Annotated in this window: 8 protein-coding genes; all 8 read right to left on the bottom strand. The window is 33.2% G+C overall.

The window, feature by feature from the left end; all coding sequences use genetic code 11:
• Positions 1–4: 4 nt before the first annotated feature.
• Positions 5–586: a hypothetical protein gene (locus C4N20_RS12890; RefSeq protein ID WP_005977015.1), complete on the bottom strand. Its 582-nt coding sequence runs from the start codon at positions 584–586 to the stop codon at positions 5–7.
• A 519-nt stretch (positions 587–1105) separates the two neighbouring features.
• Positions 1106–1315 carry a hypothetical protein gene (locus C4N20_RS12885; RefSeq protein WP_005977013.1) on the bottom strand — a complete coding sequence of 70 codons (210 nt, stop codon included), beginning with the start codon at positions 1313–1315 and terminating at the stop codon, positions 1106–1108.
• Between the two features lie 68 nt (positions 1316–1383).
• Positions 1384–11667 (bottom strand): autotransporter-associated N-terminal domain-containing protein, encoded by a 10284-nt coding sequence (locus tag C4N20_RS12880; protein WP_005977011.1) that lies wholly within the window; start codon positions 11665–11667, stop codon positions 1384–1386.
• 21 nt (positions 11668–11688) lie between these two features.
• Positions 11689–12270, bottom strand: a complete 582-nt coding sequence (locus C4N20_RS12875; protein WP_005977009.1) for a hypothetical protein — start codon at positions 12268–12270, stop codon at positions 11689–11691.
• Positions 12271–12918: 648 nt separating this feature from the next.
• Positions 12919–13380, bottom strand: coding sequence for an IS200/IS605 family transposase (tnpA, locus tag C4N20_RS12870; protein ID WP_005981031.1), 462 nt, complete (start codon positions 13378–13380; stop codon positions 12919–12921).
• A 168-nt stretch (positions 13381–13548) separates the two neighbouring features.
• Positions 13549–13815, bottom strand: a complete 267-nt coding sequence (locus C4N20_RS12865; RefSeq protein WP_005977003.1) for an HU family DNA-binding protein — start codon at positions 13813–13815, stop codon at positions 13549–13551.
• Positions 13808–14098 carry an HU family DNA-binding protein gene (locus tag C4N20_RS12860; RefSeq protein ID WP_005977000.1) on the bottom strand — a complete coding sequence of 97 codons (291 nt, stop codon included), beginning with the start codon at positions 14096–14098 and terminating at the stop codon, positions 13808–13810. Before C4N20_RS12860 ends, C4N20_RS12865 begins: the two co-directional genes overlap by 8 nt.
• A 145-nt stretch (positions 14099–14243) precedes the next feature.
• Positions 14244–17801, bottom strand: coding sequence for an autotransporter outer membrane beta-barrel domain-containing protein (locus tag C4N20_RS12855; protein ID WP_005976998.1), 3558 nt, complete (start codon positions 17799–17801; stop codon positions 14244–14246).
• Positions 17802–17810 lie beyond the last annotated feature (9 nt).

The following is a 17810-nucleotide window of genomic DNA, read 5'->3' as shown; positions in this document are numbered from 1 at the left end:
CTATTTAATTTCCTGCTCTTACTTTCTGTTCCATTCTATCTAATCTACTCAAGTATTCATTAAGTTTCTCATTTTCTAATAAAAGTAATTCAATTTCATTATTATTTGAATTAAACTGATCATATACTTCATCAAATTTCTGACTTAAAAATACTCTGTTTTCATTAGGTTCCATCCCCAAAACTTCTTCAAGTTTCACAATCTCTTCTTCTTCCATTTTCAGAAATGCCATTCTTTCCTTTCCAATTTCAAAAGCTGCTCCAGCTGCTGCTATTCTAGCTTCAGGGTTATTGTCACTTCTAAATACTTTCTCTTCAAGAGATTCATTCATATCTCTTCTGATATCTTCAAGTATTTTTTTTCCCTTTTTTTCCTCTGCCTTTTCAGCTGCTATTCTGGCTTTTTCCTCTTCAGCTTTTGCTTTTTCTGCATCTTCAATGGCTTTCAGTTTTACCTTTTCTTCAGCTTGTATTTCTCTTCTTATCTCTTCAAGGACTTTTTTTCCTTCTTTCTCACTTATTTCTTGTGAATAAAGTGCCGTTGTTAAACAAGATAAAAATAGAAACACAATAATTCCTTTTTTCATATATCTTCCTCCTTAAAATTGAATCACTTTCAAGATGTTTTAATTTAATTAAAAAAATAAGGATGCCCCTTTTTCGTAAAAAAACGACAAACAAATATTCTAAAATTTAGATTTTTAGAATTTATTTATACTTATTTTTGAAAATAAAATTAGTTTACATTTGTACATTGTTGCCTAATTATATCATATTATTTTTATACATACAATTAAAAAACAATTATATAACTTTCATTCGTTATTAGTTTAATAAAAAGTTAATATATGTACATACAATTTAAAATCTCGTTTTTTTTATAATTAAAGATATCTAACAGAATTAAAAATTCAAATTATTTTTATACAATAATTGTTTTTTCAAATGAAAATATTAAGAAAAAATAAATTTGAATGAAATATTTGCAAAAATTTGTTATGAGTTTTTAAGGACAGATTGCTGAATTAGAATATTCTTTATTAAAGTGAATAATTTATAGAAATAAAAAAAGTGTAAAGAAATTTAATTCAATTACACTTTTTTAACTACATTTTATTATCTTTTTCTCTTAAAGTTTTTTCATATCTTTTGAAAAGATTGAAAATTATTTTATTATTTGAGCCATATTCTTTTTTTAATTTTTTTAAACTTTCCAGAACCAATAAATATTCTTCTTCAGTAAAACGACACCCAAGAGTACGGTAATTTTTCACTCCACTGCCTAAAGGACGGCCTCTTTTTCTTCTTCTTTCCATAACTTTACTTTAACCTCCTTTAGAATAGGATTAGACTGCTCCCAAATAAGAGCAGTCTAATGTTTTAATTAGAATTTGTAATTGAATCTTACACCATATTTAATAGATGAATCTTTCTTGTGTCCTTCATCTGCTGCTTCCACTTCGAATGTTACTCCCATGTGGTTCGCTTTTTCTACTGTAAGTCCAATTTTACCAGTTAGCTTTCCTTCTCTTTCTTCTGGAGTGATTAGACTGTAATATCCTTCTTCTCCATTTTTAAGTTTTGCTTTGTTTCCATCATAGTTGTCTCCAAATTCATATGCATATTTTACATCTGCTGTTACTTTTACTGAGATATCATTTCCTGCATAGATTCTTTGAGATGCCTTCACTCCAGCTCCTGCCTGTGCGCTTAGATAATCATTATCTTTAATCTGCACTTCAAGTCCGCCTTTGCTTCCAGCACTTTCTTTGAAGTCATCTATTTTTCCATATTCTAAATCTAAATCAGCATATACATCCAACTGTCTAGACAGATCTGTATAGATAACCTTTGTAATCCTATTGTCTAGTGCTACAGAGTAAGTATTGTATTCTCCCTTATTTTCATAAGTTGTATCCAATTCTATTTTTCTTTTAGCAATATGTCTGTTATATCCAAGCTCTATTCTTGACAGCCATGATACTTTGTGTTCCTCACTTAGATTTTTAACTCTATGTGCTCCTACTCTCAACGAGTATACATCCTCTTTTGATCCCCCATCATCAAAGTCAAACTTTGATCCTGCAAATCCTAATGTATATCCATATTTGCTTCCATACTCTGTTCCTTCTTTTTCCTTCATATACAGAAGTCCCATTACCTTGTAATCATATTCATCTATTCCCAATGTAGAATCTTTGTAGTTTCCATCAGTATAGATAACACTGTATTTACTGCTGTCCTTTGTCAGATTGTATGAAGATTCAAGTTCATAGAAAGAGTTGTCAAATGCTCTGTTGATATCCTGCATTCTTCCCTGAATAGTTGCATAGATATCTCCTCTTGTTTCAGCAAGAGTTCTTGAAGCTTCTCTTTCAAAGTCCTCTCCAGAGAAATCATTTAAGTAAGCATTTAATTTCTTTAGAATTTCAGCATCTCTTCCATTTCCACCACTATTTTCAAGGATGTTATCCAAACCTTTATGCAGTGCATCAAACTGTTCTCCAATAACTATATCTGCATATGGTCTTTTAGCAATAGCAAGATCTCCATTACTTGTTACCTTAGCTACAAATAAAGGTGATGTTACAGGAATTAGCTTATTTCCAGTAACTGTTCCAGCAGCTGTATTTACAAAGTTTTTAATTAAATATGTTATTCCATTTCCTGTTGTAGCAAAGTTTGACATAATATTAACTTCACCACTTACACTTGAAGCACTGAATAATGGTATTCCAGTTGTAACATCTACATAAGCACCATCTATTATCAGAATTCCATCAGTACTTAAAGTACCTCCAACAGATACATATTTATCATTTATCTTTATATTTCCTGCTGAATCTATTTCTATTGCTCCAACATTTGCTGCTCCTACTCCAGAAGTACTTCTATCTGTTCCAGTTCCAGTAACTGTTATAAGTCCACTGTTTGTAACTTTTCCATTTCCCTCTATTCCTATACCATTGAGTACATTGATTGTTCCTCTGTTTACAAGTTCAGCTCCTGTATTTACATACATCCCTGTTCCTTCATTTACATTTATTACTCCAGTAAGAGAGTTGATTATTTTTGCACCACCATATGCTGCCATTCCTACAGTTGGGCTTCCACATCCTGCTAAAGTGCCTCCTAAATTAATAGTTCCTTTATTTTCAGCAGTTCCTTTATCTTGAACAAGTATTCCTATTCCACCATTATCTACATTGATAATTCCTTCATTTGTAAATGATGTTGTTGAACCTGCAACATATACTCCAACAGAATGATCATGATTTATAGTTATAACTCCTGATGAAGTATTTTTTCCTATACTTCCACCAGTCAGATATATTCCTATAGAGTTTTCATGTTTTTCCAAATTAGCATGATCTCCATTTACATTTGTAGCTCCAACTGTTATATTTCCAGAATTATTTACTATATTTGCTCCAGATGAAAATATACCTACTGCTGCCATATGTAAATTCATATCAGCATTATTATTAACTGTTGCTGATTGTCCTGTTGTTTGCTTCAAATAGATTCCATATCCATTTTCTCCTATAGACCAGCTTCCTGCTGATATTGAAATCGTTCCTGCTCCATCTGTTTTATAAATTCCTACTGATGCTGTAGCAGCTTTATTCGCTATTGTCATAGCTCCTGTATATGTCACATCTCCATTACCTTCACTTGCAATACCTATACTTGTATTTGCACCAATACCCATATTTCCTGTTACTATTGAGTTCATTCCCTTTGCATATACTCCTATTGCATTGTCAGTTCCTACTGTAATGTTTGACATATCAGCAGTTATCGTTCCACCAGTTCCTTCTCCATAGATTCCAAGCCCATTATTTCCAACAGCCATTGTCTCTGTTCCAGTTCCCTGAGTAATTACACTTCCAGCTGTCATATCTTTTCCAAAGACTCCTATACTATAGTTTCCTACTGAAAGATTTCCAGCTCCTATGTATGATCCTCCATTTATTGAAACCCCTATTGATGATGTTGATTTATTTACACATATTGAAGAATCAAGCACAGTTATATTTCCAGTTGTTCTAATCAGACTGTCTTCTCCATATACACCAATATTTTCATCTCCAGAGACTAAAACATTTCCAGCTATTGTCAGACTAGAGTTTTCTTTTGCCATTGCTCCTATTTGATTAGTTGAACCTGCTCCACCAATAGAAATTCCTCCAGCTGTTGTTCCTGTTGAATTATTCAGTACCATTCCTATTGTATAGCTTCCTGTTTGTGTAATCACTGGGGCAGTTCCGATAGAAGATACTCCATCATAATAAGCTCCTATTGAGTATTGAGATGAATTTCCTGCCTGAACATTTATTGTTGTTCCTGTAAATACAGGAGCTGCATTTTTAACAAATACTCCTAATCCGCCATTCTGAACATTTATTGTTGCTCCAGTACTAGTTACTGTCCCACCATCAGCCACTAATCCTATTTGATTATTTGCTGTGATATTTCCTGCAAAATTTAAATTAGCACCATTGGAATACATATATACTCCATTAGCTCCAACAGTTATATTTGCTGCATTAGGAACTGTTATTATTGTTCCAGCTCCTTCAGCATATACTCCTATTCCATTTTTTCCTGCTGTTATTGTTGTTGTTCCAGCAAGAGTTATATTTGCTCCATTATCAGCTACTATACCTATAGCACTTTTAATAGAATTTGAATCTCCTACTGAAATTGATCCTGTAATAGTTGAAGTTGTTGTTCCTGTTGCAACTATTCCTACACCTGCTTCACCAAGTGTGATTGTTCCTGCATTGATTGCAATAGTTCCTATATCTTCAAGAATTACTCCTGTATTTCCTGCTCCCCCAGTAGAAGTTATATTGTTTGACAGAAGTCCAGTTGTTGCACCTTTAAGGTATACTCCTATTCCATCTGTACCTGTCATTTTCATATTATCATTCTTTACTGATGTAAGAACTCCATTATGAATAGAATATATCCCTATTCCATCTGTTCCTACATTGATGTTTCCTGTATTTTCTACATTGGCTACATCTGTATATATTCCTATTGATGGTTCTGATGTTCCAGATGATTTTCCAGAAATATTAATAGTGTTCAAGTTATTTACTGTTATAGGAGCTAGTGGCACTCCAGCTCCTGTTTTAACTGCTGCTAAACCTATTCCACCGCTGCTTGCTGTAATTATTCCACTATTTGTTATACTCTGTGCTGTTATAGAAGAACTGCTGTATTGTCCAAGAAGACCAGTTCCACCTTCACCTACTGTGATATTTCCTGATGAAACAAAGCTTCCATCAGTTGTTGCTGCAAGTGATCCAGATCCATTAAGTGTAATATTACTTCCAATATTTAAAGTTCCACCATTATTAAATATTCCTATTCCGCCACCAGTTCCAAAATTAAATGTTAAGTTTCCACTTAAACCTAAGTTTGCTGTTCCCTGCTCTACATATATTCCAGTTCCACCATTGCTTATATTTAATATTGATGTTCCTGTTGTCAATGTAGTTCCATTTTTTACATATATTCCAATTCCACCTTCAGTAGTTACAGTTCCGTTATGGTTAAGAGTCATTCCAGTTCCACCTAAATATATTCCTACTCCATTTTTGGCATTTACACTTACATTATTCATAGTGTATGTACCTGTTATTGCACTGTCAAATAGTACTCCTACTGATGTTCCTGAATTATTTGTTCCTGTTGTTATATTGGCTCCATTAAATGTTACTGTATCATCAAGAAGATATGCTCCAACCGAACCCTGTCCTGTTGTTATATTTCCCGATATTACTGAATTATTTTCAGCTGCAACTCCTACTGCTCCAGCGCCTGTTACATTTACTGCAAAGTCTATCTTAGCATTTTCTCCAAATACTCCTACTCCTCCTGAACCTATATTTAAAGTTCCAGCAGTGATTTTATTTGCCCCTGTATTTTTCAGATAGATTCCTACTGCATTCGATGCAATAGTTCCTCCAGTTCCGTTAAAGCTGTGAGCTGCTCCATCTACATATACTCCTGTTCCTGTTGTTGCAGTTATTGTTCCTGTATTTTTTCCTGAACTCGTTCCATTTCCTGCTACATACATTCCAAGATTGCTTCCTACTGTAATTGTATTTTTGTTTTCTACAGAAGCTGTATCTGATGATGCATCAGTTTTAGCCACCATCCCTGCTGATGATGTTCCTGTAGCTCCTGTTAAATCAATAGCTCCATTATTTATTCCACTTCCCTTTCCTGTATATATACCTATGTTGTCCATTCCTGTCATAATTATATTTCCATTTGAAGTCAGTGTTGAGTTTCCTCCTACATACGAAGCTATATTATTACTTCCTCCTGTTGATGTTATATTTTTACTATTAACAAGATTTATTCCATCTGCTGCATATATTCCTATACTTTTATTTCCTGTAAGTTCAACTTCAGCTCCATTTGCCACAGTTCCTGAAGCTGTTCCCTTGCTGTAGTATACTCCTATGTTATCAACTGTAGCTGTATTATTTACAGTGATTTTTCCTCCAGATGCATAAGCCCCATCAGCAAGATACATTCCTGTTCCTTTATCTGTATCTGTATTAAGAGTTAGTCCTCCTGCGCCTATTGTCACAGCTCCACCACTTCCATATACTCCTACTGCACCTACTCCTGATGCTCCTCTGGCAGTTACAGTTCCTGTTATGGTTGAAGCTCCCTCTATATATACTCCTGTAGTTTTCTCTCCTACAGCTGTCACATTTACATTTAAAGTATTATTTCCTTTTGAATAGATACCTACTGCTTCACCTTGAACAACAAGCTGCCCTGTTGTATTACTTGTAAATGTACTTCCAGTACCAGCATTTTCAAGATAGATTCCTACAGTTTTATTTCCTGCTGTTGTTGGAGTTCCTACTCCATTTACAGTTACTATTTTTCCAGGATCTATTCCAACAGTAGTCCCTTTCCCATAAACATAGATATTTTTATTTTCATTACTATTTAGAAAAGTCAAATTATCTTTAAAATTTACTGCTGCATTCTCAGCAAAAACTCCTACACTTGATTTTCCATTAAATACTATAGTATTTCCTGCATCAAGGTCTGTAACAGCACCTGATTTTACATATATACCAGTAGAACTATCTACATTCAGATTAATCGTTCCTTTGTTTGTTGCTTTACGATTTGCCCCTTCTGCATACATTCCTATTTGAGAAGTATCATTTACATTTATACTTCCCCCTGTATTATTAAGAATATTTGCAGTTGTTGTATACATACCTACTGCATCATTTTTCCCAGCTGTAAGATCTATAGTTCCAGTATTTGTACCTGTCTGAGTTAAATTTCCTTTTACAAAAATACCCACTCCTTCTTTACCTACATTTAAAGTTCCAGAAGAAGTTGCATTCATATTTTCAACATATATAGCCGTTCCCTTATCAAGAGCTGAAGCATTTACAGCTACCCCTATAGTTTTGCTTTCTGTTCCCAGACTTCCCTTATAGAAAATACCAGTTTTTCCAAGAGTTCCAGTATTATTTGATGTAAGAGTAACAGATGCTGCACTTATATCTGAAGTACCATCAACCATAACTCCTACTCCATCAGCTCCAAGATCTAATGTTCCAAGATTTGTTATCTCACTTCCTTCAGTTGCATATATAGCTACTCCTCCATCTCCTACTGATACTTTTCCAAGATTAGAAATTGTAGCTTTTTTTCCATAAATACCTACTGCGGCATTAGAAGTGTCTGAAGATCCAACTGTTATTACTCCATTAATTGTATTTGTTACAACAGCACCAGCTTTTGTTCCAGAAGAATTATTATTATGAGCATAGATACCTATTGTTCCTACTCCATCAAGTGTTATATTTTTATCATTTATAATATTAACTTTTCCCTGATCAGTAAGGCCGGCTCCAAATTCATTTACTATTACAGTTCCTATTGGAGCTTCTCTATATGCCATTCCTAAAATACCAATAGATTTATTTCCTCCTACTTCAATAGTTCCAGCATTATCAACTTTACTTCCATTAACAGCATATACTCCTACTGCCTCATTATTTACAACATTACTTCCTTTTTCTACTTCTACTTTAGAATTTGAAGCAAGTTTTATTTCTCCAAAGTTCATGTACAGTCCAATAGCTCCAGCACCGCTATCCGTTCTGTCTGCTATCACTTTAGAATTAGATGCTAAATTAATCTGTGTGTCGCTGACACCAGAAGCTGATGAGCTGGAATTCATCTCAAGTCCTACTACCTGCCCTTTGAAATATGCAGTTGCATCAGCACTGTTAATTGCTGCATTTACTTCTACTCCTCCAGTTACATTTAATTTAAGTCTTTGTCCTAAAAATCTTTTATAATAAAAGTATCCTTTTGAGTCTGGGTCAGTATCAGCTTTATTTATATTTGTGTCAATATTTAAAGTTCCACCATCAACTGCTGCTATCTTGTATTTATCATGTATTCCATCATCAGTTATGTTGATAGTTCCACCTAGAGCAGAAATTATACTGCTTTTCAAACTATTAACTGATAATGCTGTTGATACATTTTTTAAATTTACAGCAGTAACATCATTAGAAACTACATGTATTTCTGCATTTGTCAATGTCAATGGATTTGTTAAACTAAAATCCAAGTCAAAAGCAACAGAATTTCCATCTAATACAAGTTTTCCATTTGATAAATCAACAGTTCCTGTCCCATCTGAATATACTGCATAACCATTATTTACATAAACAGTTGATCCTGTAATGTCTATATTTCCAGAATTTATTGAAGCTACTCCTGCTGCTCCATTTATTACTTTAATATAATTATTTTTTCCATTGATAACTCCACCATTGGCCATTAATGCAAGACCTCTGTACTGACCAGAAGCATCTCCCAATTCCATTCCTGTTACTTCAATATCAGGTGATGTTAAACTTCCAATAGTTCCAGAATTATTCATGCTTATTGTTCCGCTGGCAGTTGCATATGCTGCTAATATATTATTTTGATTTCCTGTTGTTGCTCCTGTTAGTTTCAATCCTAATAATTTTACACTATCAGTTACATTTATAGTTCCATTGTCAGCAAAAAGTACAACTGTATTTGCTACATTTCCTGTTGTAGTAATTTTTCCTACACTGGCAGTATAATCTTTAGCATAGATGGCTAAGTTTCCAGTTCCATCAGTCAGATCAACACTTCCTGTTGTTGTAACATTTCCTTCCCTTGCAAAGATACCAATGTTATCTTTTCCACCATTTATTTTTATATATCCAGATCCTAGATTCAAGTTTGGATTTGCAGCTGTTATAGCCCAGTTGCTTGTCTGTCCTCCTCCAGTAAATGACCATGTATAAGCAGCTTTTTTTTGTGGAGCTACTCCAATATTCCCAGTAGTTTTATCATGGATAACTATTCCATGTGAAGTAAGGTTTATATCTCTATATGATAAAATTCCTACACTTCCATCTACAGTATCTGTAGAAGTATTTCCACTCCAGTAGTCAGCTATTGATTCTCCACCATTAGTATCATTTCCATCTACACTTATACTTTTGTTCCCTGTATTTATTCCACCAATATCTACATGGAAATTCCCTGTAATATTAGATGAATTAAATTCTGAAAGTACATACAATCCAATACTTTCATCACCATATAGCTGTATAGGATTTCTATTTGCTCCATCCATAAAGTCCATTTGCAGAACACCTCTGTTAGCTGCTGTAGCCTTCCATGATAAAAACTGTCCATATACACCTATTGAATGTTTTCCTGTCATTTCAATGACACCTTTATTTACTACAAAATTATCTGAAGAATTACAATAAGTTTCTGCTCCAGCTCTTCTATACCAACCATTATTGATTGTAAATACTCCTGTATTTTGTGTAGAGGTATTTATTTCTCCCTTATTATACATAACATATTGAGCTTTATTAGCCTGTTGTTCTGAAGAAACTACAAAAACAGAGTTATATCCATCATATATTGTTCCGCCACTTTTATATGGTCTAATTTGTATTTTTCCTGTATTTATTACTATTCCACTTGTTACTGCACTTGTATGGTGATACATATTTGTCAGATTTAGATTTCCACCTTCCAAAGCTATATCATTACTGTTTACCCATGCTATTGCCCTTGGTGTATTTGTTGCATAGTTTGCTATTACATCATCCCATGCTGGCAATACAGCTGCTGTAGCTGTTGTAGCTCCAGCTCCATCTGATGCTATTTTTGCCACAGTATTAACTAGATGTGTTCTTATAGTTCCATGTGCTTTTGAACCATGTATATCCATATGAAGAAATTCTCCAAGATATACAGAAGCTGAATCACTTTCTCTAGCTACTCTGAATTTTCCATTATTAAAAGTAAGAGCTTCTCCTGCAACTATTCTCTGTACTGATGCACTGTCAGCATAATTGTTAGCATAAGAAATAGCATATTTATCTGCTATAGTTCCAGCATTTACTATATTTCCAGCAGCTGTCCCTGATCCTACTCCTCCAGTTACTGCTGCAAAAGTATAAGCTTTGTAATTACTATAGCTGTATCTAAATGAGTTATTAGCTGTAGTAGTAGCTGTTCCATATGATCCTCCAGCACTTGTTATTCCATAAGGAGTAAGAATCTCTCTTTTTACCATAAAAGTTCCATCTATTACAGACACTGCTGAAATTATTCCATTCTGTATTCTTGCACTGCTTCCTGCTCCTCCTGGTACTGCATCTACTTCTACATATGCACCATTACCATTAGACATAGAAACAAAATTTATTGAAGGCATATTAGGTAAATTTATTACAGGACTGCTTGGTGCTTCTGGCACTGAAATATAACTTGGGTCATATCCCCCAGGTGCAGTTGGTGCAGTTACTGTTATTTCTTTATCAGTTGGTGTTGTTGGCGGTACTATCACTGGTGTTGAAACTGCTATTTTATTTACAGCATCTGGTGTTGTTACTGTTAGTGATATTCCTGTTGGTGCTGATGGAGGCACTACTGTTGGAGGTGTTATTGTTGATATTGTAATTGGAGAAATGCTTACAGTTCCAGGCAATGCTCCTAAATTAACAGTAGGCTCTGAAATATTTACTGAAATTTCAGGATTAACTTCTGGCAAAACTGGTTCTACCGGTATTATATTAGCTCCCAGATTTATCTCTTCTCTGAACACTTCATTATCAACAGCTACTCCATTTCCAGACATTATTTTGTCTTTTCCTATATTTCCAGAAGATCTAAGCAGACTTCTTCCACTTCTTGTTCCATAATGCTTGTTGATTGCATCAATAGTCTCAGAAAATTCCTTTTCTGTTCTGTCTTTCATTTTTCCATTATCTAAATACTGATAAGTAAAAAAGATTTGTGTACTGTTGAATAAAGGTTTTGAATAAAAATCTCCCTTTCTTACAAGCTCCACAAAGTCTGAATTATATTCTTTTATCAGCCTTTCATTTTCTGCTATTTTCCTTTTTATTTCCTCACGTTCTGTTTGAATCCTAGTTAAGAGATCACTTTTAGTTTCCTGTATTTCCTCTGCTGTTATTCCTGCACCTAAAGATATTCCTCCTGTTATCATGAAGGCTATCAAAAGCGAAAGAGAATAACTGACCTTTCTTTTCAAAAATCTCTTTAGAGATTTTTCGATGTCGTTCTTTCTCATAAAATCTTTCCTCCCACCTATTTAGTTTCCTGCTCTTACTTTCTGTTCCATCTTATCTAATCTACTCAAGTATTCATTAAGCTTCTCATTTTCTAATAAAAGAAGTTCAATTTCATTGTTGTTTGAATTAAACTGATCATATACTTCGTCAAATTTCTGACTTAAAAATACTCTGTTCTCATCAGGTTCCATTCCCAAGACTTCTTCAAGTTTTATGATTTCTTCTTCCTCCATTTTTAAGAATGCCATTCTCTCCTTACCTATTTCAAAAGCTGCTCCAGCTGCTGCTATTCTAGCTTCAGGGTTATTCTCGCTTCTGAATACTTTCTCTTCAAGAGATTCATTCATATCTCTTCTGATATCCTCAAGTATTTTTTTCCCCTTTTTTTCCTCTGCCTTTTCAGCTGCTATTCTGGCTTTTTCCTCTTCAGCTTTTGCTTTTTCAGCATCTTCAATAGCTTTTAGTTTTGCCTTTTCTTCAGCTTGAATTTCCTTCCTTATCTGTTCAAGAACTTTTCTCCCCTCTTTTTCACTTACTTCCTGTGAATAGAGTGCTGTCGTCATACAAGATAATAATAGAAATATCCCCAATATTTTTTTCATGTTTCTTTCCTCCTTGATAATAAATTACTTTTAAGACATTTCAGTTTAATAAAAAATAATATAAAATCCCTCCTTTTTCTAAAAAACGACAAACAAGTATTTTAAAATTACGTTTTTTAAAATACAATAATATAATTTTTATAAAATAAAAAAGTTATCATTATATGTTATTTAACATGATTATAGCACATTTATTTTTTGCACACAATTAAAAAATAAGTATATAAACATTATTAATTGGCACACAAATAAAAGAATATTAAATGTATATTTCATTTTACAATAAAACATTTTTTTATAATTAAAGATATCTAATAACTTTTTGAATTTTAATATTTTTTTATATTTCATAAAAAAAAGTATTAAGTATTTTTTTCTCAAAATAATATCTTTTTTTACAAATACAACTTCTATCTCAATGAAATTTTATATAAACTTTATCCTCTTTCTTGTTATCTATTCCCTCTTATTTTTTATGGCTCTTTATTTAATATTAATTTATTAAAAAATTTTTAATCACAAACCACCACTTCAAGTGGTGGTTTGCTCCACCCTATAAGGGTATGGTACTAGCTTAGGCTTAAGCCTTACTGAATGGTTTGCCAACCGCGTAATTCTTCATTCAGCTACTTAAGTAGCTGGTGTGCTTTAGTTTGTTTTTTCTCCGAAAGGATCTATATACTCTTTCAATGTCAATTGATCATTCGCTATATCTTCTTGCAACTGTTCTCTTATATATTTTGCGATCCTTTCTTTATTTCTTCCTACTGTATCAACATAATATCCTCTACACCAAAAATGTCTATTCCCATATTTATATTTTAAATTTGCATGTTTATCAAATATCATCAATGAACTTTTCCCTTTCAAATATCCCATAAAACTTGATATGCTTATTTTCGGAGGTATACTTACCAACATATGTATATGGTCTTTACAGGCATTAGCCTCTATTATTTCTACTCCTTTAAATTCGCAGAGTTTTCTTAATATCTGCCCTATATCTCCTTTGATTTTTCCATATATTACCTGCCTTCTATATTTTGGTGCGAATATGATATGATATTTACAATTCCATGTTGTATGTGATAGACTATTATTGTCATACATTTTATGACCTCCTTTGATTAGTTAATCGGCCGGCAAACCTAATTAATTATATCAAAGGAGCTTTTATTTTCTAAGCATAGCCTTCCGGCTTTTTTGTACCACTCGCTTAGCAAGTGGTTTTTTTATACAATAAAAAAAGACAGAGATTTCTCTCTGTCCTTCAACTAACTATTTTATTTTTTTAGATGCTCTGAATCTCACTATTTTCTTTGGATATACAGTCATTCTTTCTCTTGTCACTGGATTAGATATCACTCTTGGTTGTCTTGAAATCACTTCAAAAGTTCCTCTTTTCACAAACTTTACTTCTCCTTCTATTTGCAGAGCCTCTCTTAGCGTTTCAAGAAAAATATCTATATCTGTTAATACAGTTTCTATTGTAGCTTCATATGGACTTATTTTTCTATAGGTTTTTGCAAACTCCCTTTTATTCATCAGCATCACCTTCAGCCATTTTTATAAGCCCTTTTCCTGCTCTAAACTTTATTACTTCTTTTGGTTCAGTATACCTTTCCCCTTTCCACATCGGCATTTTTATTTTTCTTGATTTTGTCTCTCTTTTTTCAAATACTCCCCAGTCTTTGAATACTACCTTTTTATCTTCTTCCAGTGCTTTCAGCAATGCGTCCCAAAATAAATCTATCTTTTCTTTTACTTCTTTATGGCTTCTACATTTATTTCTCTTCTTATAGAATCTTATAAACTTTCCTTCTGTCATATCTACCCCCTTTAAGTATTATATTACTAAGCAAAAGGCTGGCATTATATAAGCCAGCTTTTCACTACTAATTTAAAATAATTTTTTAGTTATTAAGCAGTCAAAAGTTTTAATTTCTGTTATTTAGCTCAATGCTGCCATTTAATTAAAACTTATAACCTAATCCTGCTCCTACTATCCATTCACCTTTTGTCTTGTTTTTACCAGATTGATTATATGAATCTCTCTCTACAGAGTAAGTTCCTTTTACATCAAATAGTATTCCGTTTTCTAATTCAAGGGCATATTTAGCATTTAATCCTATACTATGTTCATTTTTATGAGCCACTAAAATATCAAAATTGCTTCCACCTTTAAACCTTCCTGTGATATACTCTTCATCTGCTCCATCAAATATTCTTGTATAGCTGACTCCTGCTGATAATGTGCTCTTTCCTTTTTCATGAGGTATCACTTTTTTAAGGTCTACTCCTACTTTTCCTACTGTGTAGTCAAATGATTTTGAGTCTGTTTCTATTGCAAGAGTCTTGCTTCCTTCATCTGCTCCATCTTGCTTGATATATGTATATGACAGAGTTGCGTAAGGCTCTAAGAATAAATTATCTCCTATTGGATTAGAATATCTTCCATTTAAATAAATGTCATATGTCATATCATTGTAATTATCGGAATATTTCATCACTGACATTTCTGTATCACTTGCCACTCTATTTACTGCCATTCTGTCAGCATCATAGTCTCCATACTGGAATCCCGCTCCTGCTGTTACTTTTAGATTTCCTATGTACTTCTTAGCGTAAGCTCCTAAATACATTGCGCTTCCATCTACTTTTGAGCCGTTAGACAGATCAGATTTAAGTTTATTTCCTCCAATTACTACTCCTGAAGTTAGTGTATCTGACACTCCATATTCTCCCAGCATATATGCACCAGTTATTTTAGTGTCTGCGTCCATATCACTGCTTCCTATATCATATGTGTAATAACCTTTTCCGTAATATGTATCTTTAGTTCCTCCATCTACATGAGTTAATCCACCATAGATCATCCATTTTCCTGTGTCAGCTTTAAATTGGTTATCAGTAACTATATCTCTAAACATTCCTGCTGATTTTCTTGATAGTTCACTAGAATATGAGTATGGATTTCCTGCATAGATATTATTTAAATAATCTAGGAATAATGTTAACTTCTCATTATCATCTACACTAAAATTTCTTAATTCATCCACTGAAAGAATGCTATGATATATTTCATTCAGTTTTTCATAAGCTATGTCTGTAGGGAGGTTAGGCAGTGATAGAATTATTACCTCATTATCTTTTCCTGCTATTCTCTTGACCTCATGGAACAAAGATGTTGTAGCAAATGTTATCTTTCCTTTATCCTTTGTTTCATAGGCTGTTACTAAACTTCCGTCTAAAGCAGTATCTCCAAAACTTACCACACTTCTATTTCCTGCCCCATTTAGTGCCAGCAATAATTTCCCTCCATCAGCTGAAGTTATTACTCCAGCATTTCCATAGAGTGCATGACCTACTATTTTACTGTCATTCAATCTAGTTGTATCTAATCTTAAAGTAAGTACTCCACCAGCATTTATTTTTATTTCATTTGCTCCTGTTACTTCTAAATCTGTTGAAGTTGCATCATCATCTTTAATAGTTTTTTCAAACAGAGTTACATTTGTATTTATATTCATCTTTTCGAAGCCAGATATACTATGTAAAATTCTTATTTCATCATCATTGCTTGAAGCTGTCCTTGCGCTTAGTGCCTTTTCAAAATTAAGAATGTCGCTTCCTATTCCTCCAGCAATAGTTCCATTAGTTTGTGCTCCATTGACAAAGTTAAGGATATCATCTCCAGCTCCCATGTCTACATTTCCATTAATTACTGTCCCACTGCCAATAGTAAGAGTGTCAGTTCCAGATTTCATATCTATATTTCCATTGATTACTGTATTTTCAGTTCCAGTACTACCACCACCACTATATGTTACCTCTCCTGACTGAAGTATCAAAGTATCTCCAGAGTCACTCCCAATTATAGAATTATTTGTTTCATCAATACTTCCATTTACATTAGTTCCTGATAATGTAAGTTCTCCCCCTGCTGTATCAAAAACAATAGCTGTCCCATAGGCATTTATTATTGAACCTAATATTTCATGACCTGTCCCTGAAACCTTTAATGTATCATTCTTCCCATTTAGTATAGAATTATCAAATTCGGTAGGAGTCCCAGAAAATGAAAGACTAGTTGTTGAAGTTCCATCAGCTATTATAGTAGCATTTTTTATTGTCATCTCTCTTTCTAAATCCCCAACTTTTATTATTTCTTTTCCTCCACTTCCTGCTGTTCCTGCTGTTACAACTCCTGTCATCCTCTCAATATATAGTCCATAATTTTTTTCAGTTGTTATTGTTCCATCTTTAATGGAATTTCCTTTTGTTGCTAATATTCCATAATTATTTAAAGAGTCTATTATAGTAGAGTAAATCTTTATAGCATTAGTTATTCCATAAATAGCCCCTGTATTTGTTAAAGTTTCTATTCCCTTCTCTGTATAAACTCCATAGCCCGCACCGCTTCCTGTAGTTAATCCTCTTATTAATCCATTGTTTATTAGAGCTGATACAAGTTGTGACTTATGAACAATCCCGTAACTTTCACCACTTCCTCTAGTTATTCCTGTTATTAATCCATTGTTTATTAGAGCTGTTATATTGTTATGAATATGAATTCCATTTCCTTCATAATTTTCTGTATTTATTCCTGTTATTAAACCAATGTTTTTTAGAGTTTCTATATTATCACCATAATTTATAATTCCAATAGCTTCATAATCTTTTCCTGTTCCTATTATTACCCCAGTATTTGTTAAATTTGATAGTTTAGGTCGTACATCGATACCTACTCCATCTTTTCCTGCTATTAAACCAGTATTTGTCAGTGTTCTCTTCTCACTAGTCTTTGTATCAAGTACAAGAATTCCTTGCTTCCCAGCTACCAACCCAGTATTTGTTAAAGTTGTTATCTTTGCATTCAAAGATACATTAATCCCATAACTACTTTTACTTGTTATTGAACCATTATTTATTAGACTTCCTATAGAACATACATATACATTAATCCCACTTAGTCTGCTTATTATCGAACCATTATTTATTAGACTTCCTATAGTTCCTTCATTATAGATTCCATAACTAGAACTACCATTCTCTAATAATGTTGCTGCTATCAATCCATCATTTGTTAAAACTCCTATAGTTCCTTCATTATAAATTCCATAATTAAAATAACTGCTTGCTGAATCTGCTCCTGCCGTTATAGAACCATTATTTGTAAAATTCTTTCCATTCAAATCTCCGCTTAATTTCAAAGCATAGCAAATTCCCCAACTAGTTTTTCCATTATCTCCACTTGATGATAATACTGCATTGTTTATATAAGTATTTCCATTCCATTCATTTTGGTTATATGGATTTGCTTCATTCCAATTTCCATCAGTTCCACTAGCATCAGTAGTAATTGCTGTATTATATTCTATCACTCCATTATCTTCTTTTATCCACAAATAATTATCTGCTCCCATTACTGCTGTACATGATAATAACATTCCTACTACTGCCCCTATAGTAATATTTCTTCCTCTTTTTTTATTCCCACTTTTTACAGCCTTCATAATCTTTTCTATCATTGTTCCCCC

It is taken from the genome of Fusobacterium ulcerans (assembly GCF_003019675.1).
GTDB classification, from domain to species: domain Bacteria; phylum Fusobacteriota; class Fusobacteriia; order Fusobacteriales; family Fusobacteriaceae; genus Fusobacterium_A; species Fusobacterium_A ulcerans.
This window is presented reverse-complemented; position numbering and strand designations above follow the sequence as displayed.

Excerpts from the sequence above, each read along its gene's own strand:
- C4N20_RS12875 (WP_005977009.1), bottom strand. The coding sequence starts at position 12,270 with ATGAAAAAAATATTGGGGATATTTCTATTATTATCTTGTATGACGACA.
- C4N20_RS12885 (WP_005977013.1), bottom strand. The coding sequence starts at position 1,315 with ATGGAAAGAAGAAGAAAAAGAGGCCGTCCTTTAGGCAGTGGAGTGAAA.
- C4N20_RS12865 (WP_005977003.1), bottom strand. The coding sequence starts at position 13,815 with ATGAATAAAAGGGAGTTTGCAAAAACCTATAGAAAAATAAGTCCATAT.
- C4N20_RS12890 (WP_005977015.1), bottom strand. The coding sequence starts at position 586 with ATGAAAAAAGGAATTATTGTGTTTCTATTTTTATCTTGTTTAACAACG.
- C4N20_RS12855 (WP_005976998.1), bottom strand. The coding sequence starts at position 17,801 with ATGATAGAAAAGATTATGAAGGCTGTAAAAAGTGGGAATAAAAAAAGA.
- C4N20_RS12880 (WP_005977011.1), bottom strand. The coding sequence starts at position 11,667 with ATGAGAAAGAACGACATCGAAAAATCTCTAAAGAGATTTTTGAAAAGA.
- C4N20_RS12860 (WP_005977000.1), bottom strand. The coding sequence starts at position 14,098 with ATGACAGAAGGAAAGTTTATAAGATTCTATAAGAAGAGAAATAAATGT.
- tnpA (WP_005981031.1), bottom strand. The coding sequence starts at position 13,380 with ATGTATGACAATAATAGTCTATCACATACAACATGGAATTGTAAATAT.